Origin of the sequence: Ilumatobacter sp. (assembly GCF_030065885.1) — a bacterium.
In the GTDB taxonomy this organism is placed as follows: domain Bacteria; phylum Actinomycetota; class Acidimicrobiia; order Acidimicrobiales; family Ilumatobacteraceae; genus Ilumatobacter.
The window spans coordinates 50,465-74,612 of the sequence record NZ_JASJCS010000021.1 but is presented as its reverse complement, the minus strand read 5'-3'; the positions used below and the strand labels follow the sequence as shown (position 1 = coordinate 74,612).

Annotated in this window: 25 protein-coding genes and 2 pseudogenes; 19 read left to right on the top strand and 8 right to left on the bottom strand. The window is 70.3% G+C overall.

All coding sequences use genetic code 11. The features are described 5' to 3' along the window. From QNJ12_RS07320 to QNJ12_RS07315, 3 genes and pseudogenes are all read left to right on the top strand, one after another. A pseudogene (locus QNJ12_RS07320) lies at nt 1–4,142 on the top strand (hypothetical protein); the annotation flags it as partial. Nucleotides 4,143–4,163: 21 nt separating this feature from the next. Further along, nucleotides 4,164–4,280, top strand: a pseudogene (locus QNJ12_RS23705) (leucine zipper domain-containing protein); the annotation flags it as partial. 289 nt (nt 4,281–4,569) lie between these two features. Further along, complete coding sequence (locus tag QNJ12_RS07315; protein ID WP_300620935.1) at nt 4,570–5,604, top strand: alcohol dehydrogenase catalytic domain-containing protein; 1,035 nt, start codon at nt 4,570–4,572, stop codon at nt 5,602–5,604. A 62-nt stretch (nt 5,605–5,666) separates the two neighbouring features. On the opposite strand, the gene QNJ12_RS07310 is transcribed toward QNJ12_RS07315, so the two are convergent. From QNJ12_RS07310 to QNJ12_RS07300, 3 genes are read right to left on the bottom strand one after another with little or no spacing between them, the layout of a single operon-like run. After that, the gene (locus QNJ12_RS07310) at nt 5,667–6,071 is read right to left on the bottom strand and encodes a DUF1330 domain-containing protein (RefSeq protein WP_300620932.1); all 405 of its coding nucleotides are present in this window, start codon (nt 6,069–6,071) and stop codon (nt 5,667–5,669) included. Nucleotides 6,072–6,113: 42 nt separating this feature from the next. Then, complete coding sequence (locus QNJ12_RS07305) at nt 6,114–6,545, bottom strand: nuclear transport factor 2 family protein (protein ID WP_300620929.1); 432 nt, start codon at nt 6,543–6,545, stop codon at nt 6,114–6,116. Next, nucleotides 6,545–7,429 (bottom strand): haloalkane dehalogenase, encoded by an 885-nt coding sequence (locus QNJ12_RS07300; RefSeq protein ID WP_300620926.1) that lies wholly within the window; start codon nt 7,427–7,429, stop codon nt 6,545–6,547. Before QNJ12_RS07300 ends, QNJ12_RS07305 begins: the two co-directional genes overlap by 1 nt. 86 nt (nt 7,430–7,515) lie before the next feature. Here QNJ12_RS07300 and QNJ12_RS07295 point away from each other — a divergent pair, with 86 nt between their 5' ends. The 3 genes from QNJ12_RS07295 to QNJ12_RS07285 are packed head-to-tail and all read left to right on the top strand — an operon-like array spanning nt 7,516 to nt 9,273. Beyond that, complete coding sequence (locus tag QNJ12_RS07295; protein ID WP_300620923.1) at nt 7,516–8,112, top strand: TetR/AcrR family transcriptional regulator; 597 nt, start codon at nt 7,516–7,518, stop codon at nt 8,110–8,112. Next, a complete protein-coding gene (locus tag QNJ12_RS07290; RefSeq protein ID WP_300620920.1) occupies nt 8,112–8,921 on the top strand; it encodes a phytanoyl-CoA dioxygenase family protein in 810 nt (269 codons plus the stop codon). Before QNJ12_RS07295 ends, QNJ12_RS07290 begins: the two co-directional genes overlap by 1 nt. A 22-nt stretch (nt 8,922–8,943) precedes the next feature. Further along, complete coding sequence (locus tag QNJ12_RS07285) at nt 8,944–9,273, top strand: gamma-glutamylcyclotransferase (RefSeq protein WP_367281762.1); 330 nt, start codon at nt 8,944–8,946, stop codon at nt 9,271–9,273. 196 nt (nt 9,274–9,469) lie between these two features. Here QNJ12_RS07285 and QNJ12_RS07280 read toward each other — a convergent pair whose 3' ends face one another. Further along, nucleotides 9,470–10,177, bottom strand: a complete 708-nt coding sequence (locus tag QNJ12_RS07280; protein ID WP_300620915.1) for a TIGR03943 family protein — start codon at nt 10,175–10,177, stop codon at nt 9,470–9,472. Then, a complete protein-coding gene (locus tag QNJ12_RS07275; RefSeq protein ID WP_300620913.1) occupies nt 10,174–11,172 on the bottom strand; it encodes a permease in 999 nt (332 codons plus the stop codon). The genes QNJ12_RS07280 and QNJ12_RS07275 overlap by 4 nt, the downstream gene beginning before the upstream one ends. 179 nt (nt 11,173–11,351) lie before the next feature. On the opposite strand from QNJ12_RS07275, the gene QNJ12_RS07270 reads away from it, so the two are divergent. The 3 genes from QNJ12_RS07270 (at nt 11,352) to QNJ12_RS07260 (ending at nt 13,775) form a co-directional block, all read left to right on the top strand. Beyond that, the gene (locus QNJ12_RS07270) at nt 11,352–11,732 is read left to right on the top strand and encodes a helix-turn-helix transcriptional regulator (RefSeq protein ID WP_300620910.1); all 381 of its coding nucleotides are present in this window, start codon (nt 11,352–11,354) and stop codon (nt 11,730–11,732) included. Further along, nucleotides 11,729–12,373: a cation transporter gene (locus tag QNJ12_RS07265; protein ID WP_300620907.1), complete on the top strand. Its 645-nt coding sequence runs from the start codon at nt 11,729–11,731 to the stop codon at nt 12,371–12,373. The genes QNJ12_RS07270 and QNJ12_RS07265 overlap by 4 nt, the downstream gene beginning before the upstream one ends. 85 nt (nt 12,374–12,458) lie before the next feature. After that, nucleotides 12,459–13,775 carry a metal ABC transporter substrate-binding protein gene (locus QNJ12_RS07260; protein WP_300620904.1) on the top strand — a complete coding sequence of 439 codons (1,317 nt, stop codon included), beginning with the start codon at nt 12,459–12,461 and terminating at the stop codon, nt 13,773–13,775. Between the two features lie 83 nt (nt 13,776–13,858). On the opposite strand, the gene QNJ12_RS07255 is transcribed toward QNJ12_RS07260, so the two are convergent. After that, the gene (locus QNJ12_RS07255; RefSeq protein WP_300620901.1) at nt 13,859–14,299 is read right to left on the bottom strand and encodes a Fur family transcriptional regulator; all 441 of its coding nucleotides are present in this window, start codon (nt 14,297–14,299) and stop codon (nt 13,859–13,861) included. A gap of 69 nt (nt 14,300–14,368) precedes the next feature. Further along, a complete protein-coding gene (aztA, locus tag QNJ12_RS07250; protein ID WP_300620898.1) occupies nt 14,369–15,109 on the bottom strand; it encodes a zinc ABC transporter ATP-binding protein AztA in 741 nt (246 codons plus the stop codon). 88 nt (nt 15,110–15,197) lie between these two features. Between aztA and aztB the strand changes: the two genes are divergently transcribed. Continuing rightward, nucleotides 15,198–16,061, top strand: a complete 864-nt coding sequence (aztB, locus tag QNJ12_RS07245) for a zinc ABC transporter permease AztB (protein ID WP_300620895.1) — start codon at nt 15,198–15,200, stop codon at nt 16,059–16,061. An 81-nt stretch (nt 16,062–16,142) separates the two neighbouring features. Here aztB and QNJ12_RS07240 read toward each other — a convergent pair whose 3' ends face one another. Further along, nucleotides 16,143–16,349 (bottom strand): hypothetical protein, encoded by a 207-nt coding sequence (locus tag QNJ12_RS07240; protein WP_300620893.1) that lies wholly within the window; start codon nt 16,347–16,349, stop codon nt 16,143–16,145. A 278-nt stretch (nt 16,350–16,627) separates the two neighbouring features. Between QNJ12_RS07240 and QNJ12_RS07235 the strand changes: the two genes are divergently transcribed. From QNJ12_RS07235 to QNJ12_RS07195, 9 genes are all read left to right on the top strand, one after another. Beyond that, nucleotides 16,628–17,359 (top strand): BTAD domain-containing putative transcriptional regulator, encoded by a 732-nt coding sequence (locus QNJ12_RS07235; protein ID WP_300620890.1) that lies wholly within the window; start codon nt 16,628–16,630, stop codon nt 17,357–17,359. Nucleotides 17,360–17,449: 90 nt separating this feature from the next. Then, complete coding sequence (locus QNJ12_RS07230) at nt 17,450–18,043, top strand: hypothetical protein (RefSeq protein WP_300620887.1); 594 nt, start codon at nt 17,450–17,452, stop codon at nt 18,041–18,043. Then, complete coding sequence (locus tag QNJ12_RS07225; RefSeq protein WP_300620885.1) at nt 18,040–18,876, top strand: hypothetical protein; 837 nt, start codon at nt 18,040–18,042, stop codon at nt 18,874–18,876. Before QNJ12_RS07230 ends, QNJ12_RS07225 begins: the two co-directional genes overlap by 4 nt. Nucleotides 18,877–18,928: 52 nt before the next feature. Beyond that, nucleotides 18,929–20,347, top strand: a complete 1,419-nt coding sequence (locus QNJ12_RS07220) for a hypothetical protein (protein WP_300620882.1) — start codon at nt 18,929–18,931, stop codon at nt 20,345–20,347. Between the two features lie 31 nt (nt 20,348–20,378). After that, nucleotides 20,379–20,873: a hypothetical protein gene (locus tag QNJ12_RS07215; RefSeq protein ID WP_300620880.1), complete on the top strand. Its 495-nt coding sequence runs from the start codon at nt 20,379–20,381 to the stop codon at nt 20,871–20,873. 7 nt (nt 20,874–20,880) lie between these two features. After that, a complete protein-coding gene (locus QNJ12_RS07210) occupies nt 20,881–21,402 on the top strand; it encodes a hypothetical protein (RefSeq protein WP_300620877.1) in 522 nt (173 codons plus the stop codon). Next, nucleotides 21,381–22,496: a hypothetical protein gene (locus QNJ12_RS07205; RefSeq protein ID WP_300620875.1), complete on the top strand. Its 1,116-nt coding sequence runs from the start codon at nt 21,381–21,383 to the stop codon at nt 22,494–22,496. The genes QNJ12_RS07210 and QNJ12_RS07205 overlap by 22 nt, the downstream gene beginning before the upstream one ends. Continuing rightward, the gene (locus QNJ12_RS07200) at nt 22,493–23,506 is read left to right on the top strand and encodes a hypothetical protein (RefSeq protein ID WP_300620872.1); all 1,014 of its coding nucleotides are present in this window, start codon (nt 22,493–22,495) and stop codon (nt 23,504–23,506) included. Before QNJ12_RS07205 ends, QNJ12_RS07200 begins: the two co-directional genes overlap by 4 nt. Further along, nucleotides 23,503–24,147: a hypothetical protein gene (locus tag QNJ12_RS07195; RefSeq protein WP_300620869.1), complete on the top strand. Its 645-nt coding sequence runs from the start codon at nt 23,503–23,505 to the stop codon at nt 24,145–24,147. Before QNJ12_RS07200 ends, QNJ12_RS07195 begins: the two co-directional genes overlap by 4 nt. The last annotated feature ends 1 nt before the right edge of the window (nt 24,148 follow it).

The window sequence follows — 24,148 nt, the reverse complement described above, 5'->3', positions numbered from 1 at the left end:
TCCTGGGTTTCCGCGGAGCGTTCCCGACCGATCCGCTGCTCGCCGACACCGACGGCGACGGTCGCGATGACCGCACCGAGATCACTCATTTTCGCGATCGGAGCGATCCGCTGAATCCGGACTCCGACGGTGACGGCCTCGGCGACGGCGACGAGGTCGACCTGTACGGCACCGACCCGCTGCTCGTCGACTCCGACGGGGACGGGCTCTCCGACGGTGACGAGCTGAACGTGTACGGCACCGACCCTGCCGATCCGGACACCGACGGCGACGGCTTCTCCGACTTCGAGGAGATCCTGCGACTCATCGGATACGACGCCGCCGTCTTCGACAGCCCCGCTGACCCGCTCGATCCGGCCTCGACTCCGGGGTGGAGCATCGACTGCTCCGACAGCGAGAACGGGCCTTGGGGCTTCGACATCGGCGAGACCAACTTCGTCGACAACCCGTATTGCGATGGCGACGACACTGAACCGCCGTGTGACCCGTCGATCGATCTTGACTGCGACGAGGAGCCACCCTGCAACCCGGCGACCGACCCGGACTGTGACGAGGAGCCGCCGTGTGATCCGGCGACCGACCCGGATTGTGGCGAGGAGCCGCCCGCCGACTCCGACGGCGACGGTCTCACCGACATCGACGAGTTCGAGATCCACGGCACCAACCCCCGCGACGCCGACTCCGACGGCGACGGGCTGAGCGACGGCGACGAGGTGCTCGTGCACGAGACCGACCCGCTCGACGCCGACTCCGACGGCGACGGGCTGAGAGACGGGCGAGAGCTGACGATCGAGGGCACCAGCCCGAGCGACGCCGACACCGACGGCGGCGGGGTGAACGACGGCGCCGAGGTCCGCACCGGCACCAATCCGCTGAACGCGAACGACGACCGGTCGCTGTCCGGCGCCTGCGCCGACCCGTATCCGCCCAAGACGGTCGACGATCTGATCGAGAACGCCGGGATCGACCGCGACACGATCGTCGTCCCCGACGGCGACTGCGACGGCTGGCCGAGAGACATCGAGAACGGGGAGGCGGGCCTCTTGTCGTTCACGCCGGCATCCGACCTGTGCAGACAGCCCGACCCCTCGGAGAGCCCCGACAACGACTGCGACCGGATCACCGACGGCTGGGAGGTCAACGTCCTCGGCACGAATCCACTCGACGCCGACACCGACGGCGGCGGCATCGACGACGGGATCGAGCTGCTGCTGACGTTCACCGATCCGCTCGATCCGTCCGACGACCCCGAGGACACCGATGGCGACGGCCTACCCGACGACTACGAGCACTCGATCGGCTCCGACCCGGAGAGGGTCGACACCGATGGCGACGGCCTCGACGACTTCGACGAGGTGATCGTCCGTTCCACCGATCCCCTCCAGCGCGACACCGACGACGACCTGCTCACCGACTTCCAGGAGACTCTGGTCGGCACCGACCCCAACGTCGCGGACACCGACGGTGGTGGCACCGACGACGGCCCCGAGGTGTTCAGCCGCACCGATCCCTTCGATCCCGACGACGACGGGTCGAGCGACAACGACCTCGACGGGCTGACCAACGACGAGGAGTCGGACCTCGGCACGAACCCCGACGACCCCGACACCGACGGCGGCGGTATCGACGACGGCATCGAGGTGCTCGCGCTCGCAACCGACCCGCTCGACCCCGACGACGACGCGACCGATTCCGACGGTGACGGTCTTCCCGACGACTACGAGGACTCGATCGGCTCCGACCCGGGCGTCGTCGACACCGATGGTGGCGGCGTCGGTGACGGCGCCGAGGTCCGGCGCGGCAGCGACCCCCTCGACGCCGCCGACGACGAGTACGACGAGCTTCCGGACGCCGACGGCGACGGCCTCGACGACGCCACCGAAGCCCAGATCGGCACGAATCCATTCGACGCCGACACCGACGGCGGCGGCGAGAACGACGGCGACGAGGTCGACGCCGGGACCGATCCGCTGGATCCCAGCGACGACGTCGCTGCACGTGACGACCCGGATGGCGACGGGTTGACGACCGAGGAGGAGGCGGCGATCGGCACCGACCCGCGCAACCGCGACACCGACGGCGACGGGTGGTGGGACGGCGACGAGGTCAACGGGGTGACGTGCGAGGGGGGGAGCCGTACGTCGGATCCGTTGCTTGCGGACACCGACGGTGGTGGGGTCGACGACTTCCAGGAGTGCCTGGACGGCACGGATCCGCAGCTCGCCTTCGACGACGGCAACGGTGGTGAGGACACCGATGGTGACGGGCTGTCCGACGAGCGCGAGAGAGCGTTGGGCACGGATCGGCATCTGTTCGACACCGACGGCGACGGGTTGGGTGACGGTGACGAGGTGCTGTTGTGGGGCACCGATCCGCTGGACCTCGATTCCGACGACGGCGGTGTCTGGGACGGTGTGGAGATCGACGTGTTGCTGGATCCGAACGATCCGTCCGACGACGACCGTGATCGTGACGGTGACGGGGTGAGCGACGCGGACGAGTTCTCGCGCTGGAACACCGATCCACTCGTCGCCGACACCGACGGCGGTGGCGTGAACGATGGGGACGAGGTGCGTGCCGGGACCGATCCGTTCGATCCCGCCGACGACGGCGATGACATCGACGCCGACGGTGACGGGCTGACCAACTCCGAGGAGGACGCGCTGGGAACGGAGCGGTTCGTCCCGGACACCGATGGTGACGGGCTCTCGGACGGGGACGAGGTCAACGGGGTGACGTGCGAGGGCGGGAGCCGTACGTCGGATCCGTTGGTCCGCGATACCGATGGTGGTGGGGTCGAGGACTTCCAGGAGTGCCGGGAGGGCACGGATCCGCAGCAGGCGTGGGACGACGGCAACGGTGGTGAGGACACCGATGGTGACGGGTTGTCCGACGAGCGCGAGCGAGCGGTGGGTACGGATCGGCATCTGTTCGACACCGACGACGACGGATTGGGTGACGGTGACGAGGTGCTGTTCTTGGGGACCGATCCAATGGACGTCGACTCCGACGACGGTGGAGTACAGGACGGTGTGGAGATCAACGCGTCGCTGGATCCGACGGATCCGTTGGACGACGACCGCGATCGTGACGGTGACGGGGTGAGCGACGCACAGGAGTTCGCGTTGAACACCGATCCGGAGGTCGCCGACACCGACGGCGGCGGCCTGAACGATCGAGACGAGGTGCATGCCGGGACCGATCCGCTGGATCCCTCCGACGACAACGACGACATCGACATCGACGGTGACGGGCTGACCGCCTCCGAGGAGGCGGCGATCGGCACCGACCCGCGCAACCACGACACTGACGGTGACGGGCTCTGGGACGGCGAAGAGGTCAACGGAGTGTTCTGCATCATCGGTGGGACCCGCACGTCGGATCCGTTGCTCGTGGACACCGATGATGGTGGGGTCGACGACATCCAGGAGTGCCTGGACGGCACGGACCCGCAGCAGCCGTGGGACGACGGCAACGGTGGTGAGGACAGCGATGGTGACGGGTTGTCCGACGAGCGCGAGAACGAGGCGGGTACGGATCCGAACGTGTCCGACACCGACGGCGACGGTTTGCGTGACGGTGACGAGGTGCTGTTGTCGGAGACCGATCCGCTTCTTGCCGACTCCGACGGCGGTGGCGTGAACGATGGCGCCGAGGTGAATGCCGGGACCAACCCGATGGATCCCGACGACGACGGCCTGACCGGCCTTCCCAAGACGGTTCGTCAGGGTGAGCAGATCACGATCACCGAGGACGGGTTCGATGCCGCTGAGGAGGTGACGGCGACCATCTACTCGACACCGACCGAGCTCGGTTCGACGACCGCTGACGATGCCGGGTCGATCGTGTTCACGTTCACGGTCCCGACCTCGATCGAACCGGGGATGCACCGGGTCGAGCTGGTCGGCCAAGAGTCCGGGCGGGTCGTTTCTGCTCCCGTCGAGGTGATCGCCGCCGACCCCCCGGCCGTCCCGCCGACGACCGTGGCGGACCCGCCGCTCGCCGGAAGCCTGCCGGCGACGGGGAGCGGTGCCGGTCCCGGCCTCTCGCTGGCGCTGCTGCTCGTGCTTGCCGGGCTGCTGCTGCGGCGCGGTGCCCACCGACGAGCCATCCCGCCGCGTGGATCGTCGTCGGGGGTGTGAGCGGCGCGCCAGTGTCGGCGTGTGTCGACGTTTCTCGTTGCGCCGGTGGCGTTTCGACGGCCAGTTGCTCAGCTGGCCACAGCAATGGGCCCGTCTCACCAGCGCGCTCATCGCTGGATCGCTCGCTTCGACGCCGAGGGCGATGCCGGTGCGGAGTCCTCACCGGCGGGTGATCAGACCGGCCGACGCATGCTCGACCGCCACCGTGACCTCGTCGCGGTCGATGTCGCTGCCGTCGGCGAGCGCCATCGCGAGGCGCGGGTCGATCGACGCGTCGATGTGACGGGCGAGGCGTCGCGCATCGGCGGGGGCCGCGTCCGGTGCGGCCGGCGGCCCTCACCTTCCGGCGGTGTCGGAGCCGTGAGGTGACGGCCACGCACGGGCGTGGTCGTGGGCAGCTCCGGGTGCCTCTGTCAGACTCGATCGAATGCGAGCTGCGTCGTACTCGTCCTTCGGCGGGCCGATCACCGTCGGGGACCTTCCCGAGCCGACGTGCGACCGAGGCGATGCCGTGCTCGAGGTGCGGGCGACCGGGATCTGCCGGAGCGACTGGCACGGGTGGCAGGGCCACGATCCCGACATCGTGCACTTCCCCCACGTGCCCGGCCACGAGTTCGCCGGCGTGGTCGCCGAGGTCGGAGGCGACGTCGCGCAGTGGTCGCCCGGTGACCGGGTGGCGGTGCCGTTCGTGTCGGGCTGTGGACGTTGCGGGTACTGCGTGGCCGGCCAGCCTCAGATCTGTCCTGACCAGACGCAACCCGGCTTCACGCACTGGGGTTCCTTCGCCGAGCGGGTCGTGGTCCACAACGCCGACTTCAATCTGGTGCGTCTCCCCGACTCGGTCGACTTCGAGACCGGTGCCCTGCTCGGCTGCATGTTCTCGACCGCCTACCGGGCAGTCGTCGACCAGGGCAGAACCCAAGCGGGCGAGTGGGTCGCGATCTACGGGTGCGGCGGCGTCGGAGTGTCCGCCGTGATGATCGCGGCGGCGCTCGGCGCGAAGCCGATCGGCATCGATCCGCGGCCCGAGGCCCGCGCGCTCGCGCTCGACGCCGGGGCGGCGCTCGTGTTCGATCCGGACGAGGCGCGCACGAGCCTGCCGGACCTCGACGGGGACGGCCCGCACGTCACGCTCGACGCCGTCGGCGCGCCGCGCGTCGTCGCCGACGCAGTCGCCAGCCTGCGGCGGGGAGGCCGCCACGTCCAGGTCGGCCTCCTGCCCGGCCCAGCCAGCTTCGGCGACGTCGTTGCGTCGCTGGTCGTTGCGCACGAGCTCACGATCGTCGGTTCGCACGGCATCGCACCGTCGGGCCTCGCCGGCGTCCTGGAGCTGACGGCGAGAGGCGACCTGCGCCCGGACCGGCTGATCGGCCGACGGGTGGATCTGCACGGAGGGGTCGAGGTGCTCACCCACCTCGACGACGAACCGGCGCTCGGGATCACGGTCATCACCGAGTTCTGATCTGGGTCAGTCGATCGGGCGGTCCCATCCGCTCGCCCTCTGAGCCGCCGGACGTCGGAGCCTCAGTTCACCGGGCGGGTGGTGATCAGCTCCTGGCAGAGCAGGCCGGCGTCGCGGTGCTGGTGCATCGCGTGGTAGTCGGGGTGGTTGAGCGTCTGGATGAACGCCGCCCGGTTCGGGAAGTGCATGACCAGGACGGCGTCCCAATCGCCCTGGCCGATGAAGTAGCGCTCGGTCCGTCCGAAGAGCAGGCAGGAGCCACTCACCTCCTCGGCAGCGACTTGGAAGGCGTCGACGTAGCGCTCGTACGCGGCCGAGCCGGGCTCGTCGACGCCGTGGAGGTCGTGGTCGGCTGCGTACTCGGCCTTGACGCGGAACTTCAACAGGTTGACCTGGGCGATCGGCCCGTCGTACGGGTCGTCGCGGAAGGCGCGGAACTGGTCGGCCGTCGGCTGGTAGGCGGGCATGCGGGTCTCCTGATGGGACGTGACGTGAGTCGTGGCCGTGGGTCAGGTGCCGGACGGATCGGTGGGCGGGACGCCGACCCGGTTGCCCTGGTGCTGCTCGTTGGACGCGAGGGTGTCGAGGACTTCGACCACGTCGCAGACGAGGCCGTCGCGTGTCGTCGCGATCAGCACGTACTCGACGTCGTACGCGTGACCGCGGGCGCTGGTGGCGTGGAAGTCGAACCGGACGACCGACGCGTGCTCGTCGCCGATCTCGTCGTGGATGTCGACGGTGACCGAGCCGTCCTCGTAGAACTTGCCGAAGACCGCCCGGTTGAACGCGCCGACCGCGTCCTTGCCGACATGGGGCCCCTTGACGTTCGGGGCGAGCGAGTGGTTGAGGCGCCAGGTGACGTCGTCGGTGTACATCGCCGCCATCGCTTCGCAGTCGCCGAACGCTTCGACGAGGCGGCCGGCGGGTGTCGACGTGCCCATCAGGCGTCGAGGGTGGGCAGCCAGGCGGCGATCGCTTCGCCGATCTCGTGGGGGCTGTCCTCCTGGATGAAGTGGCTGCCGGTGACGGTGACCTCGGTGACGTCGGGCCAGGCGCGGACGAAGGCGCGCTGGTCGTCGCCGAGCAGCGCCCCCGGATCGGCGTTCACGAACAGCTTCGGCACGTCGGACGTCGACAGCCAATCTGCGTACGACTGGACGATCTCGACGACGTCGGCAGGCTCACCGTCGATCGGGATCTGGCGGGGCCAGGTGAGCGTGGGGCGGCGGTGCTCGGGTTCGGTGAACGGGCGGCGGTACTCGTCGTGCTCCTCCTGCGTGAGCGTGCGGAGGATCGAGCCGGGCAGGACCGCCTCGACGAACAGGTTCTTGCCGATCACCATCTCTTCACCGGCGTCGGAGCGGAACCCCTGGAAGATGCCACGGGCAGCGTCGGGGAAGTCGTCCCAGCTCCCGGGTCGCACGATCGCCTCCATGAAGACGATGCCGGCGACGCGGTCACGGTGGCGGTTGGCCCAGTCGAACCCGAGTGCCGAGCCCCAGTCGTGGATGACGAGCACGACGTCGTCGCCGAGGTCGAGCTGGTCGAGCAGTCCGTCGAGGTACCCGCGGTGCTCGACGAAGGTGTACGAACCCGGTCCGGTGTCGTCGAGCTTGTCGGAGTCACCCTGGCCGATCAGGTCGGGCGCGATGCACCGGGCCTGCCCGGACACGTGGGGGATGATGTTGCGCCACAGGTACGACGACGTCGGGTTGCCGTGCAGGAACACCACCGAGCGGCCCTCGCCCGACTCGTGGTACGCCATCTGCTTCCCGTTGACGGTGGCGTACTGCTTGGTGAGCGGGGTGGCGTCGAGATCGGACATGGCGGCTCCTTGTCGTCGAGGGCGTCTCGGGCTAGATTAAGTAGCGTTCGCTATCTTTGCAAGTTCGACGGCAGGGCCCGACACGCATGGCACGACCTCCGAAGTTCGACGACCACGAGATCCTCGATCGCGCGATGACCGCCCTGTGGCAGGGCGGCTGGTCGCAGACCTCCATCCGCGATCTCGAGGGCGCGCTCGAGCTGAAGGCGCCGTCGATCTACCGGCGATTCGGCACCAAGGAGGGGTTGGGCACGGCGGTCGTCGACCACTACGTCGACCGGGTGGTGCGACGCCGGGTCGACAAGCACCTCACCGGCGAGGGCGACCCGATCGACAACCTCACGGCGTTTCTCGAGAGCTCGGTCACCCAGTCGGGCGACGGCGGCCGCCTCTGGGGTTGCCTGCTCACGACGACGTCGCTCGAGGCCGACGATCCCGGCCGAGCGTTCGCCGACGCGCTCCGCACCGGGCTGGAGGTGATCGAGCACGGGTTGCAGCGCGAGGTGTACCGCGCCGCCGAGCTCGACCGACTCGCTCCGGGTGTCGAGCCCGACGCCGCCGCTGCGACACTGACGCTCGTGATGCAAGGCCTGATGGCGCTCGCCCGCGGTGGCGCACCGCCGGCGGACCTGCGTCGCCGCGCCCGCGCCGCTGTCGCAACCATTGCCGGAGGATGCTCATGATGACCGACACCGACGTGGCGGCGCCCTACCGGCGCAACGGCTTCGTCGCGCCGATCCGCGTGCTCGACGCCGAGTCGGCGCGGTCCCACCGGGCGCACCTGGAGTCGGCCGAGGCGCAGATCGGGGCCGTCCACTACCAGGACAAGATGCACCTGATCCTCACCTCGACGTGGGAGCTCGCGACCCATCCGGGGGTGCTCGACGCCGTCGAGGCGTGCATCGGCCCGAACATCCTGCTCTACAACTCGATGTACGTCATCAAGGAGCCCCACTCGCCGGCCAAGGTGAACTGGCACCAGGACCTGACCTACTGGGGGCTGAGCGACGACGACGCCCAGGTGACGGCGTGGCTCGCGCTGTCGCCGGCCACCGCCGAGTCGGGCTGCATGCAGATGGTGCCCGGCAGTCACCTCGGTGGCCGCGTCGACCACGTCACTCCCGATCGGCGAGCCGACGACGACGTGCTCGACCTCGGTCAGTACATCGAACAGGTCGATCTCGCCGCTGGGGTCCACGTGCCGCTGGAGGTGGGCGAGATGTCGTTGCACCACGGGTGGACGGTCCACTCGTCGTTGCCGAACCGCAGTGACGATCGCCGGATCGGGTTCAACGCCCAGTACCTCGCGCCGCACTGTCGCCAGGTGATGCACGACGGTGACACCGCTGTCCTGGTGCGCGGCGTCGACGAGTTCGGCCACTTCGGCACCGAGATGCCGGCAACCACCGACCTCGACCCGGCCGCGATCGAGCGGCAGCAGGCCGCCCACCGGCTGATCAAGGCCAACTACGCAGCGGTCCGCGACCGCTGACCGCGTGAACGCGCTCGAGTCGATCCGCCGGCTCGCCGTCTACGGCACGCTCGCTCCGGGCCGCCCGAACGAGCACGTCCTCGCCGACCTCCTCGGCCGGTGGATCGAGGGCACGGTGCGAGGTGAGCTCCGCGATGCAGGCTGGGGCGCAGAGCTGGGGTTCCCGGGCATCGTGCTCGATGCGGCGGACGGTGGTGTCGTCGAGGTCGTCGTCCTCGAGTCCGAGGCCCTGCCAGCTCATTGGGATCTGCTCGACGCGTTCGAAGGCCCGGGCTATCGGCGCACCGTCACGACGGTGCGGACCCCGGCCGGTGAACTCGACGCTGCGATCTACGTGCTGGCCGACGACTGAATCGATCGGGCTCCGCCGACCGATGATCATCGGGCCGCCCCGACGATCCGGGACCACCACGAATGTCCACGACGCGAGACCGTCGCCGCCCCCGAACGCCGTGGCAGACCGCACGCGGACCGCGATCTCGGTGCGACTCTCGCTGCCGGCGGCCGAGCCGCCACCGGCCTGATCCGACGGACGCGCCGATCTGTCGTCAGTAGGGCGACTCGTAGGGGGACGCCGGCGCCTCGTCGAGCTCGACCAGGTCGAGCAGGGTCGCCTCGACGAACCTCGACGGCGCGGCGTCGACGGCCGGCGGGCTCCACTCGATCGTCGCTCGAACCCACGTGTCGTCGGCGAGCCGTGCCGATGTGGGGACCGCGATCTGCAGGGGGAGCGCGTCGGCTGCACAGCAGCTGACCATGAAGCGCGTCAGCAACACACCGGCGGGATACCGGTCGTCGCTGACGATGAAGGCCTCCACGACGACCTCGCGACCCTCCAGGCCGCGCTGCGGATCCCACAGCGCACGGTCGATGAAGTCGAACATGCTCATCTCGATCGGCCCGTCGTCCGGCAACGGGTCGAACACGTTGCCCCGCTGGGCCGGCTCGAAGGCCTCGGCGCGCGTCGCAGCGTCACTGCCGAGCGCGGTCGGAGCCACGGCGACGAGGACGGCGATCGGGAGCAGCAGCAGCCAGCCGACGAGGGGCGCCGCGCCCCGGAGCTCGCCGCCTCGACGACGCTCACGGTCGGCTCCGAGCATGTCGTGCGCACCGAGCACGAGCATCGCGGCCGCCGCCGCGCCCAGTGGCCACCGCATGTGCTGCTGGACGAACGACCCGAACCCACCCGACCACACGAGCTGCACGAGCATCGCGCCCAGCGCCAGCATCAGCGCACCACGTCCCTCGCGGTTCACAGCAGCACCTGCCCGACGACGACCGCGCACAGCACGGCCACGCCGAGCGCCACGGGTGCGAACACCATCGCGAAGCGGCGCCCGAACACGCCGGCGTGCATCGCGATCAGCTTGAGGTCGACCACCGGCCCGACCACCATGAACACGAGACGCGACGACAGCGAGAACTGGGGCATCCCGGCGGCGACGAACGCATCGGCCTCCGAGCAGATCGACAAGACGACCGCCAGCAGCGCCATCGTGGCGATCGCGACGACCTCGTCGCCGGCCGCCGATCGCACGATCGAGCTCGGCACCACGAGCTGGAGGGTCGCAGCCGCCATCGCTCCGACGACCAGGTAGCCGCCGGCATGGACGAGATCGTGAGCGGCCGACGATGAGAACCGCGCCCACCGACCGCCGGTCGGCGTCTCGTGCCCGTGCCCCTGGGAGATCAACGACGAGCCCGTCCGGTTCGCCCACCATGCGCCGACCGCCACCGCCGCTGCGAACGATGCCACGAACCGTGCGACGACGACCCGGTGGTCGGCCGGGAACGCCACCGCCGTCGCGATCATCACCACCGGGTTGATCGCCGGTGCCGCCAGCAGGAACGTCAACGCCGCCGCAGGCGGCGTGCCGGTGCTGATCAACCGCCCGGCGATCGGCACCGAGCCGCCTTCACACCCCGGCAGCGCGAACCCGGCGACGCCGGCGGCCGGTACCGCGACCACGGGACGGCGAGGAACGATGCGCTCGACGAACTCGGGCGACACGAACGCCGCAACGAGGCCGCTGATCACGACGCCGAGCACGAGGAACGGCAACGCCTGCACGGAGATCGACACGAACAGCGTCCCCCACAGCCGCACGTCGTCGCCGCCCAACGCCGCCACGCGATTCCTCGCCAGAGCTGCCACGAGCAGGACCGCGAGCACGAGCCATGCCCCCACCGACGCGCCCCGGTGGACGTGCTCGGGCGCCGGGGCCGGATGGTCGACTGTTGAGGTGTCCACGTCAGACCGGTGCGCTCAGGATCTGGCAATCCACGACCGCCCATCCTCCCATGACGGGCCGCACGAACGGTGGCAAGCAGCGACGCCACAGCACATCCTGCCCACCCTGTCGCGTGTGATGTGCGGTCGCATCCTGCGCCGCACGAGTTCAGCTGCGACTGAACTGTTATGGTTCATGCATGCCTGAACTGTTGGTCGAGCGGCGGGTCGTCTCGCCCCCCGACACCCGCACCGACCCACTCGACGGCCTCGATCGCATCGGCCTCGCCCTGGCCGATCCGATCCGGCGGGCGGTGCTGGTCCGTCTGCTCGACGGGTCGCAGTGCCCGAGCGATCTCGCCGATGCGATCGGCACGTCGCGCTCCAACCTCTCCAATCACCTGGCCTGCCTGCGCGGCTGCGGCTTGATCCGCGCCCGCCGGGCGGGGCGCCACCTCCACTACGACCTCGTGTCCGCGCAGCTCGCCGACGCCATTCGCGCCCTGCTCGTCGTCGCCGCCACCTTGCCGGCGTGCGACGAGCACGACTCATCGTCGGCGCTCACGGGAGGCCGGTCGTGAGCGTCGACGTCGCGGACACCACGAGCGATCGCGAGCAGATCGTTCGTCGTGCCACGCTGCTCAACCGGCTGACGATCGCCTGGAACGCGGTCGAGGGCATCGTCGCGATCGCCGCCGGCGTCGCTGCCTCCTCGGTCAGCCTCGTCGCGTTCGGGCTCGACTCCGGCATCGAGGTCTCCGCCGCCCTCGTGCTCGCGTGGCGACTGCACCAGGAACGACGCACGGGTTGCCGACTTCCCGCCGACGATCGAGCGCGGCGACTCGTCGCCTGGTCGTTCGCCGCGCTCGCCGCCTACGTGTCGATCTCGGCGGTCATCGACCTCGTCGGGCGCCATGAGCCCGACGCGTCCGCGCCGGGCATCGCGATCGCCGCGCTGTCGTTGGTGGTCATGCCCGTGCTGGCTGCCGCGAAGCGCCGCCTCGCGTTCGCCCTCGGCTCGCAGGCCGCCGTCGCCGAGGCCGCGCAGACCAACGTCTGCACGCTGCTCTCCGCCGCGTTGCTCGTCGGGCTGTCTGCCAACGCCGCGCTCGGATGGTGGTGGGCCGACCCGACCGCCGGGCTGGCGATCGCCGCGGTGGCGGCGTGGATGGCGTATCGCACGTTCACCGCCGACTCGCTCGAACACACCTGCTGCGGCTGACGGCCGCGAGCCGGTTGTGAGAGGGCTTCTCACCTCGCTACCGTTGCCGGAGTAGTAGTCATTCTCAAAACGGAGTTGATGATTCATGAGCTCGATTCGTCGGCGGCCGATGCTGGCCGCCCTTGCAGCCCTCACGCTGGTGGCTGCTGCGTGTGGATCGGACGACGATTCGTCCGATGCCGATGAGGCGCCCGACGCGGCAGAGGTGACCGCTGACCCGGGAGAAGCCGATGGCGCAGCTGGTGATCAACCTGAGCAGGCCGACAGCACCGAGCAGGCCGACAGCACCGAGCAGGCGGCGGGCGATCAGCCCGAGCAGGCCGACAGCGCCGAGCAGCCCACGATCGTCGTCACGACGAGCATCCTGGGCGACGTGGTCGAAGAGATCGTGGGCGACCAGGCAAGCGTCGTCACGATCCTGCCCGTCGGAGCCGACCCCCACGACTTCCAGGCGTCGGCGCAAGAGGTCGACCAGATGGTCAGCGCGGACGCGCTCGTGGCGAACGGTGGCGCCCTCGAAGAGGGCCTGGTCGACGTGATCGACACCGCCCGCGACGACGGCGTGCCGACGTTCGAAGCGCTGTCGGCCATCGAGACGATCGAGTTCGGCGAGGGCGGCCACGACCATCATGACCATGGCGACGAGGACCACGGCGACGAGGACAAGGATCATGGCGACGAGGATCACGGTGACGAGGACCACGACCATGGTGACGAGGACGAGGACCACGACCATGGCGACGAGGATCACGACGATGGTGACGAGGATCATGGCGACGAGGATCACGACCATGGTGACGAGGACGAGGACCATGGCGACGAGGAGCAGGGTGACGAGGATCACGACCACGAGGGCCACGACCACAGCGGCGACGACCCGCACTTCTGGATGGACCCGCTGCGGATGGCCTCTGCGGTCGAGGGGATGGTCGCCTTCCTGTCAGCTGAGGTCGTCGGGCTCGACGCCGCGCAGCTCGAGGCGGCCGCAGCGTCATACGTCACCGAGCTCGAGGCGCTGGACGCCGAGGTGGTCGCGCTCGTGGACGCGATCCCTGCCGATGGGCGAGTGCTCGTCACGAACCACGACACGTTCGGTTACTTCGCCGACCGCTACGGGTTCGAGGTCGCCGGGGTCATCATCCCTGGCGGCGGGACGACCGGCAACGTGAGCGCAGGCGAGTTGGCCGAACTGGCCGAAGTGATCGAGGCCGAGGGCGTGCCGGCGATCTTCGCCGAGACGACGGCGTCCGACGAGTTCGTCAACGTGCTCGCGGACGAGGTCGGCGAGATCGCGGTGGTCGAGCTCTACACGGGTTCACTGGGTGAGCCCGGGTCCGACGGTGAGACCTACCTCGGCATGGTGCGGTCGAACGCGCAGAACATCAGCGACGCGCTCGGCTGACCGCCGACCCCCTCTGCGGGAGCTCGCGTCCCCCGGTGCTCGGCGCCGGGGGACGTTCGCGTTCAGGACACGAGCGGGGCTCTTCAGGCGCAGTCGGCGCAGGCCCCGACGAGGTCGAGGCGATGGCCGTCGACGCGGAAGTTGTACGACTGGCCCGTACGGTGCAGGGCCTCGTCGATCGTCCGCTCGAGTTGTTCGGTGAGCTCGACGTCGCTCACCGATCCGCAGCTGGAACAGATCAGGTGATGGTGGTGATGATCGGTCAGCGCCTCGGCCAGCTCGTAGCGGGCGTGGTCGTCGTGGGTGACGATGCGGGACACTGCGCCGACCTCTTCGAGGATGGAGAGGTTGCGGTACACGCTCGACTGGGCGAGCGAGCCGTCGAGTTCGAGGATCTGCGGGATCGTGACCGGACCGTCGCTGGCCTGCAACGCGGAGACCACGCGCCGGCGGCCGTTGGTGTACCGGTGGTCGCCGCTGCGCAGGAGCTCGGCGACGTCGTCGTGCATTCGGTCTGCGGTCACGGCCCGTACGGTATCGCCTGGAGCGAGTTCTGGGAACAGTTGAGAATCGCCCGCCGGAGCGTTGAGACGTCAGTGGTGGTGGTGGTGCGGATCGTCGACCACGAGGGTGTCGCCGACGCGCGCGAACCGGCCACCGAACGCCTTGCGGAGATGCTCTTCGGTGAAGACGTCGTCGGGCGTCCCGAATGCGACGAAGCGAGTGGCGAGCAGCAGGACGAGATCGGCCTGCTCGGCGTCAGCGAAGTTGTGCGTCGTCGTGACGATCGTGCGGCCCGCCGTGTGCTCGTCGGCGAGCACGCCGGCGATGATCGTCCGGGACACTACGTCGAGCCCGGTCAGCGGTTCGTCGAGCAGCAGCACCGGAGCGTCCTGGGCGAGACCCTGGGCGACGAAGACCCGCTGGCGCTGACCGCCCGAGAGGTGGTGGATCTGGCGGCCGGCCAGATCGGCGATGTCGAGCCGCTCGAGCGCAGTCCGGATCGCCTCGCGGTCGTCTCTGCCGAAGCGACGCAGGAGCCCGAGCCGTTGGAAGCGCGCCATGGCGACGGTGTCGCGGACGGTGATCGGCACGCTCTTGTCGACGTCGGTCGACTGGAGCACGATCGCCGTGTCGTTGTCGTGCGTGTCGACCGAGCCCGACGTCGGTTCGACGACCCCTGCGATCACCTTGAGCAGGGTCGACTTGCCCGATCCGTTCGGGCCGATGACGGCAACCGACGCGCCTTGCGGGATCTCGAGAGACAGGTCGCCGACGGCGTGCACGGACCCGTAGTCGACATGTACGTCGCAGATGGTCACGGCGGCGGTCACGTCTCGACGTTATCGACAACCAACCTTGATTCGAGAATGATTCCGAGATTTCCTTGGTGCCCGCTCTCGACACGGGTAGCGTCGCGCCGTGCAGTGGTTTCTCGACGCGTTCGAGCCGGCGTTCATGCAGCGAGCGCTCGTCGGGAGTCTCGTCGCCGTCGTCGCAACCTCGCTCGTCGGCACGTGGGTGGTGCTCCGTGGGCTCGCCTTCCTCGGTGACGCTCTCGCTCACGGCGTGATTCCCGGCATCGCCCTCGCCGTGTTGTGGGGGTTCAGCCCGATCGTCGGCGCGCTCGTGGCGGCCGCTGTGATGGGCGGTGTCGTCTCGCTCGTGTCCGCCCGCACGGTCGTGCGCGAAGACACCGGCATCGGTTTGCTGTTCGTCGGAATGCTCTCGCTCGGCATCGTGATCGTCTCCAAGGCACGATCGTTCAGCACCGAGGTCACCTCGCTGCTGTTCGGTGACGTGCTCGGTGTGACACGCAGCGACATCAACGTCCAACTCGTCGCCGCAGCAATCGTCATCGCTGCGACCGTGGTGCTGTACCGCCCGCTGCTCGCCCTCACGTTCAACCCGATGAAGGCCCAGTCGCTCGGTCTTCGGCCCCGCGCCACCCACCTGGCGCTGATGATGCTGCTCGCCATCAGCATCGTCGCCAGCTTCCAGGCCGTCGGCACCCTGCTCGTGTTCGGCCTGCTCGTCGGCCCGCCGGCCACGGCGTCGCTGCTCGTCCGCCGCGTGCCGGCGATGATGATCGTCTCGATGCTGTTCGGTGCGCTCGCCGTCGTCGCCGGCCTCGCCATCAGCTTCCACGCCGGCACCGCCGGCGGGGCCACCATGGCCGGGCTCAGCGTCGCCCAGTTCTTCGTCGTCCTGCTCGTCACCGAGGTGGTCCGCAGCCTGGCTCCCCGACGCCCCGCACACCCGAGCAGCGACGGTCTCGCCGCCTGAGCGGCGTCATCGCGTGGCCCGGACGTCCTCCGATCGCGTCCACCGACCCGTCCCGAGTTCGCGGGTCCACTCGGTTCGCGGTCATTCCGGGTCCGGCTCGTCGAGCGTCGAGGTCTGCGCTTCCAACCAGCGGCTGATGTAGGCGACGGCCTCGGCCGTGCTCGTCGTGTTGAGGCGCTCCTGGAGCGACGACGGCTCGTACGCGGGCGTGATCGAGATCAGCGGTGCAGAGCCCGCTCGCCGGACCGTCAACAGCAGTGCGGCACGTTCCCCCGGTGCGCTCGTCACGTCATCATCGTCGTCGCGTCGCGTCGCGACGGAGTCGTGTGGACGCCGTGCGCGCGTCGCGGGACTGCTGACGTCGATATCACACCGACAGCGCGAATTTCCCCTACTCAGCCTCGATCGTGCCTGCCACAATGACGCCACCGTCGGTGGGGGAGCCGGGGACCGACGCACATCACGGCCTGAGGAAGTGGGATCTCATGGCACACGGCGCGAGTGCAGATCGAGGATCGAGAGCGGCCTCCACGGGCACGCATGTCCGGTTGATGGGCGGGTTCAGCGTGTCCCATGACGGGATCGCGATCGATCTGCCGGATTCGACGCGGCGCCTGATCGCCTATCTCGCCCTGAGTGACGGGCCCCAGGAACGTTCGCTCGTCGCGGCCATCCTGTGGCCCGAGAAGTCCGACGAGCGAGCCGCTGCCAACCTGCGGTCGTCGATCTGGCGGATGGACGCCCCGACGGGCGTCGACCTCGTCAGCGTGCATCGCAGCTGCATCGAGCTGGGCGACGACGTGTCCGTCGACGCCCGCGATCTGCAGCAGTCGGGTTGGGACCTCGTGCACCGAGGCCTCGATGTGAGCGCCGCGGTCGACGTCGATCGGCGGGCGTTCGTCGCCGAGCTGCTGCCCGGCTGGTACGACGACTGGGTGATCGCCGAACGCGAACGACTCACGCAGCTGCAACTGCACTTCATGGAGGCGCTCGCCTACGCGCTGGTGCGGGCCGGTCGCATCCCCGAAGCGCTCGACGTCGCGATCCGCCTCAGCGCTGCCGACTCGTTGCGCGAGGGCAGCCAGCGGGTGCTGCTGTGGGCGTACTGCTGGGAGGGCAGCCTCGGTCAGGCGCGCCGGCAGCTCGAGCGGTACCGCGACGAGCTGCGCGAGGAGTTCGGCGTCGAGCCGTCGCTCGACCTGGCGTCGATCATGCAAGCGGTCGCTGCCGAACGCGGGCGCGGCTGCCCCGAGCACGCCGCGCAGGGCATCCCGGTCGCCGCCGGATCCAGCCGCTGAGCCCGTCACCGCCGGCCTGCGCCGACCGTCGACGGCTGCGCGACGGGACCGCGACGGTCCGACGACGATGCCGCACCTTCACTGTTCCGCATGATCGTGCGGCCGATGATCGCGGACTGGCAGGTGCCCAACCTGACGTCCGTCGAGGCGGTGGAGTCGAAGCGGGTCGCTGTGCTGCCCGTCCCCGGGCTGCGCGGCGACCTGCAGCAGGACCTGGGTACCTCGTCGCTCGAGGTTCGCCTCATCGGATCGCTGTTCGGCGACGAGGCCCGCGACGAGTTCCTCGGCACCGTCCGCGAGAGGTTCCTCGCCGGTGAACCCGTGACCTTCGTCGCCGACATCACGACCGCGACCGAGCTCGAAGAGGTGCTGATCGTCGGCCTGGAGGTGTCCGAGCGCGCCGCGAGCAACGGCGAGTGCCACTACTCGATCACGCTGCGCGAGTACGTCGAACCGCCCGAACCGCCGCTGCCGTTCGACGAGCTCGGCGCCGACCTGCTCCCCGACCTCAGCGACCTCGCGGCCGGCCTGCTCGACGGCCTGGAGCTGCCCGATCTGCTCGGTGCCCTCCCCTCGATCAGCGACCCGGTCGCGCCGGTCATGCCGGCGCTCGACGCCGTCGCCGCCGAGGTCGACGCGGTGCCTGCGCTGCTCGATGGCGTGAAGGGGGCCCTCGGGTTGTGAGCGTCCCGCAGCTCCTCGACCGGCTGGGCACGGCGATCGGTGTCGGCGCGCCCGCTGCGACGGTCGGTGTCGCCGCACCGGTGGATGCGGCCGACCTCCCCTCGATCGTGCTGCACGCCCAGGCACTCGAGCGTCCGATGAACGGCATCGGCGATCGTCCCGCACCGAGCCGGACCGGCGCCCTGCCCGTCCAGCGCTCGATCGACCTCGCCGACCCGGTCGCGACGTTCCTCGACGGGTCCACCGCAGACCTCGTCTCGACGGATCGCCTCACGCTGTTCCTGCCATTCGGCCCCGCGGTGGCCGCCGACGGCGTCGAGGTCGACACCCTGACGGGGGACGACATCTCGATCGACATCGACGGCACACCGGTCACCGTCACGTCCGCCACGCCGGGCAGTGGGGAAGCGCTGGCGACCCCGGCGCTCGGCACGGTGGTCTTCGGGGATCCGCTGCCGTCGACGGGCCTCCTGTCGGTCGCGTACTCGATCGGCGAGTGGGAGGTCACGCTCGATCGAGTTCGTGGCGAGCTCGTCGTCGACGTGTACGGCGCGAACGACACGTCCGTCGACGACGTGAGCCGGCTCGCCGACGCGGCGCTCGTACCGGCGAGCCGCGGCGGCATCGCCGGGCTGGTCAGCATCGCACCCGTCGAGTTCGGCGAGATCGAACCGCCGCTCGCGACGCACGGCAACGGGCGGCGCCGCCGTCTGACCTACGCGATCGACGCCGAGGTCGAGCTCGTCGCGCTCGGTGGCGGTGGCGGCCCGATCCGCACGGTCGACGTGACCTCCACGTTCGGCCCCGAACTGTTCTCCGTCCCGGTCCCATGACGCGCCCCGCGGCATCGAGGCCGACAACCCAACACAGCGAAGGGAGCTCACCATGAGCGAGTCGATTGCCGAGATGATCCTTCCCGGCACGTACATCGAGGTCCGGTCGGAAGGCCTCATCAGCGCCGGCGCGATCGCGACCGGCAACATCGGCATCGTCGGCACCGCGGCTCGCGGCCCACGCAACGAGGTGCGGGCGATCGGCAGCTACGCCGAGGCCCTCGACCTGTTCGGCGCCTACGACTCCTTCGTCTCGCCGAACGTCGCCGGATCGCCGCTCACGCTGACCCGTGCCCTCGAGCAGGCGTTTCGCGGCGGGGCCCGCAGCGTGTACGCGGTGCGGATCGCCGCCGGTGACCCGTCGGCCGCGACGCTCGACCTGCTGACCGACGGCGGCACGGCGGCGTTCACCCTGACCGCCGTCGACGAGGGGAGCTGGGGCGATCTCATCACGGTCAAGATCGTCGACGAGGGCGCGCCCGGCGCGGCGAACTGGAAGCTCTCGCTCTCGTACCGCAACGTCACCGAGACGTTCGAGGGCGCCGACGTCGCCGCAGTGCACGCCGCGATGGCGACGTCGAGCCTCGTGACCGTCGGTGCCGTGTCGAACGGGACGTCGGGGTTCGCCACGCTCGACCCGGCGCAACCGCTCGCCGGCGGCGCCGACGAGCCCGTCGTCAGCAGCATCGACGTCGGCGCCGGCCTCGCCGTGCTGGAGGACCAGCCCGTCCAGCTCGTGCTCGTCGCGGGATTCGGGTCGAGCGCGGTGCGCGGCGTCGTCGCCGGCCACCTCGAACGGACCGAGAACGAGGGCAACGAGCGGATCGCCGTGCTCGGCGTCGCCGACGCGGGCACGTCGACCGACGTCAGCGCACCTCTCGCCGAGGCGACTGCGATCGCCGACGACCGCGTCGTGCTGGTCGGACCGGGCCTCGTCACGACGGATGCTGCGGCCAGGGCGGTCGTCGACCTGCCGGCGAGCTACCTCGCGGCAGTCGTCGCAGGCCGCCTCGCCACCGTTGCCCCGCACGTCAGCCTCACCAACAAGACGCTGGCGGTCGACAACATCACGCCGCACTACACGTCGACCGCCTACAAGAACCTGCTGCAGAACCGGATGCTGCTGGTGCGCCGCAAGTTCGGCTTCCAGGTGGTGAAGGGCATCACGACCGACACCGGGGCCTTCAAGCAGATCAGCATCCGGCGGATCGTCGACTTCGCCAAGGCCGGTGTGCGCCAGAGCAGCGACCCGTACATCGGCAGACTGAACAACTCGCGCGTGAGGTCCGCACTCCAGGCGACCCTCGACGGCTTCCTGTCGCAGATGGTGCTCGACGAGATGCTCGTGTCCTACGAGCTCTCCGTGACCGCCACGCGACAGCAGGAGATCCGGGGGATCGCGCAGGTGACGATGACCCTCCTGCCCACGTTCTCGATCGATTTCGTCCGCGTCACGATGAACCTCCAGTGACCGACCGTCCAGCTTCAGACAGGAGATCAACATGACCAGCGTGTACACCGGGATGGACGGCTCGATCAGCGTCGCCGTCGAATCGGGCGTCGAAGGCGACGCCGCGGCCGTGGTGGCCGACGAGTTCGGCCTCACACCGATCGGGCGGGCGACCGACGTTCGCGTCGAGGTGGTGTCCGACGTCAAGGCGTTCCACGAGATCGGGCAGCGGTATCCGACCGATGTCCGCTACGGGAACGTCAACGTGTCGGGCAGCATCGGCCGCGCCTACGTGAACGGCGCCCTCCTCCGGCTGATGCTCGGCGAGGGAGCGGCCGGCACGCGCCCGGCGGGCGCGTTCGTCAGTCCGACGTTCAACCTCTCCCTGCGTCACGAGAACCCGGCCCAGCCGGGCACGGCGTCGACGATCGCGATCCACGGCGTGAAGATCGACAGCTGGAGCCACCACATGCCGGAGGACGACTTCGTGCTCGAGGGCGCCACCTTCAAGGCGCTCTGGATCAGTGCCGTCGACGAGTCGGAATGAGCGACGGGTGAGCACCATCACCGCCGAAGCGCTCCTGGCCGGCGGCGACACGACGTTCACCGTCGAGGTCCCGCCGTCGATCCTGACCCCGGCGCGCCGCGGGCAGGATGGCGAGTCCGACGGCGCCGACCCTGTCGAGGGGCCGGCGACGGTCGTGCTGCGACCGTTGCAGCTCAACGACCTGCAACGCGTCGCCAAGGCCGCGCCGGACTCGAACGAGCTGTCGAGCGTGCTGATGGTGCAGCAGGCGCTCGTCGAACCGGCGCTGAGCGTCGAACAGGTCGGGCGGCTTCACGCCGGCCTCGTCGAGTTCCTGCTGGGCGAGGTCAACCGCATCAGCGGGCTCCACCTCGCTGACGGCGAGCTGAGCGACGCCGTGCAGGCGCCGATGGCGCGTGCGTGCTTCACGCTGTCGCGCGAGTTCGGCTGGACGCCCGACGAGTGCGCTCAGCTGACGATCGGCCAGGTGCTGCTCTACCTGGAGATGCTCAAGACGGGTGGAGGTCCGTGGGATACGCCCACCGCCTGACGGGCCCGCCGCGCCTCGACGCCGCGATGGCCGGCCATCGCGTGATGTCGCGCCTGCGCGTCGGCGACGAGCCACTGCTGGCCGAGAACGAGCGGCGCGCGACCTTGGCCGCGCTCGGCGGGACGTTGCCGACGTGGGTCCACGCAATGCGCAACGTCGACGACCGGCTGGCGCTGGCGCTCACCACGACCGACGCAGTTGCCGTCGACGCACCCGACGAGCTCCTGCGCCGGGCGTCGTTGGCGGCACCCGCACCGGTGCCCGAGCGCACCGCCGCCGCTCCCCGCCCAGCGGCACCGGGACCGGTGCGTCCGCACGCCGCCCCGATCGGCGGGCGGGCGACTGCTGCACGTCGCCGCAGCCACGACCGACCCGACGTGACGCCGGCCACTGCGGCGCGTGACCGGCTGTCGAGGCCGGCAGCCGCCGCGTCGGACTCGGGCGACGCCACGCAACTCGCCGCAGCCCCGACCCGCCCGACGACCACCGGCCCGGTCGTCGTCTCGGCCGCAGGACGCCCGCTCGAACGCCCGCTCGCCGCCGCTCGCTCCTCGGCACGTGCACGCCGGGTCGGCGCCGCCGCTGGCGGCCACGTCGGCAGCCGGGCACAGGCGCCGTCGGCGCCCACCGCCGCCGCACCGGCACCCGCCGCGATCCCGCACGACCGCGAGACCGACGCGACAATGCGCAGGCCGGCTGCGCCGATGCATCCGGGCGCAGCACCGGTGACCGACTCGCCGGCCACCCGGCCGCCGGCGATCCGAACGCTGGCGGACCTCGCCGAGCGGTACCAGCCCCGGCCGGCGACCGCGCCGCCCGAGCGGCACGAGGCTCCGACAGCCGAGATCGAGCCGGTGCCCGTGGCTGCCGGCCCCGCTCCGTCGTCCGGCGTCGAGGCGCAGCGGGTCGCCCCGAGGATCGACGGCCGTCAGAGCGGCGTCGATCAGGCACCGGACAGCCAGTTTCACGAGCTCGGATCCGCCGATCCTGCACACGCACCATTCCTCGCGGCGCAGCTCGCCGAGCTGGTCGGCGAGGCCACTGCGCACGAGGCGCGACGGCAGGGTCTCGATCTCGAAGGGCTCTTCACGTGAGTCGTGTCCCGACCGCCGAGATCGTCGTGGACGGACGGTCGCTGTCGATCCCCGAGTCGGGACTGATCGCGATGTCGGTGTCGATCGGGAGCGGGCCGTCGGTCGACGCGGCCACGCTGGCCCTCAGCTGGTACTCGCCGGTGGCGGCGACCGAGCCGGGCGCGCCGGTCGAGGTCTCGCTCGGCTACGAGGGCGAGAACGAGCTGGTGCTCACCGGTGACGTCCAGCGCGCCACGGGTGCGCCGTGGGGCGTCCGGCTCGACGTCCACGCCGAACCCGGCCGTCTCCAGCGGGTCAGGGTCGGGCAGAGCTTCCTCGACCAGACGGCCGCCGACATCATCTCGACGCTGGCCGGCGAGGCCGATGTCAGGACCGGCGAGCTCGCGAGCGGCGACCCGCTCGCCGCGTACCACGTCGACGAGCACCGCACCGCGTGGCGGCACGCCAACGACCTCGCTCGCCTCGTCGGCGGCCAGCTGACCACCGAGCCGGACGGCGCCCTGTCGATGCTCGTCGCCGGTGGTGGTGGGGCGCTCGGAGGGCTCGCCGACGCCGCCGCCTCGGCCGCCGGCAGCCTGCTCGGAGGTGCGGGCGGCTATCGCTACGGCGCCGAGCTGCTCGATGTCGCGATCGTGCGATCGATGGCCGAGCCCACCCCACAGGTGGTCCCGCACGGCGCCGCGAGCCCGCTCGGCGGCGACAAGTGGCACCTGCTCCTGCGCGAGCCCGACGGCGGCGCGCCGGGCGAGCCGACGCTGGTGCCGGCTGCGATCCGCGATCAGAGCGGGGCCGACACGTTCCGCGGCGGCATCGAGGTGCTCGCGAGCCGAGCCGCCGCGACCGGCCGCCTCGCCGTGCGCGGCGTGGCCTCCCTGCGTGTCGGCGATTCGATCGAAGTCGGCGACTGGCCCCATGGCGAGCCGCCGGCGTTCCGGGTGGCGGACGTGCAACACCGCATGAGCCGCGCTGACGGGTTCGCGAGCCACGTGCGTCTGGAGCAGGCGGCATGAGCAGCCTGCTGACCGTGATGCGCGCCGTCGTCCGCGAGGAGCTCGCCACCCGACGTACGGCCGAGCTGGGCACGGTCACCGACGTCGCGACCAACTCGGGCGGGAACGGCGACCGGCATCTCGAGTGCAACGTGCGGCTGAGGGGCAGCGCGCTCGAGCTGCAGCGGGTCCCGGTGAGCGTGGGGCGCCCCGGTCTGTCGGCGCTCCCACGCGTCGGCGACCTCGTGGTCGTCGCGTTCGCCGGCGGCGACGTGAACGGTGCGGTGGTGATCGGCATCGTGCACGACGAGTCGATGCCACCACCCGACGCCGAGCCGGACGAGATCGTGTACACGGTGCCCGACGACGGCGGCGAGCGGCGCTTCGAGATCCAGCTCCCGAATGGCAACCTCATCACCGTCACCGACGATTCGGTGGTCATCTCGTACGGCGGCTCCACGTTCGATCTGCAGTCCGGCGGCGACATCACGATCGAGGCCGGCGGCAACCTGACGCTGAAGGCCGGTCAGGCGATCACGATCGAGGCCGGTACCGATCTGTCGGCGAGCGGGCTGAACGCCTCCATCGAGGCCTCGGCCGAGGCGAAGTTGAAGGGCGCGATGACCACCATCGCCGGGATCACCCAGTTCTCGAGTTCGTGAG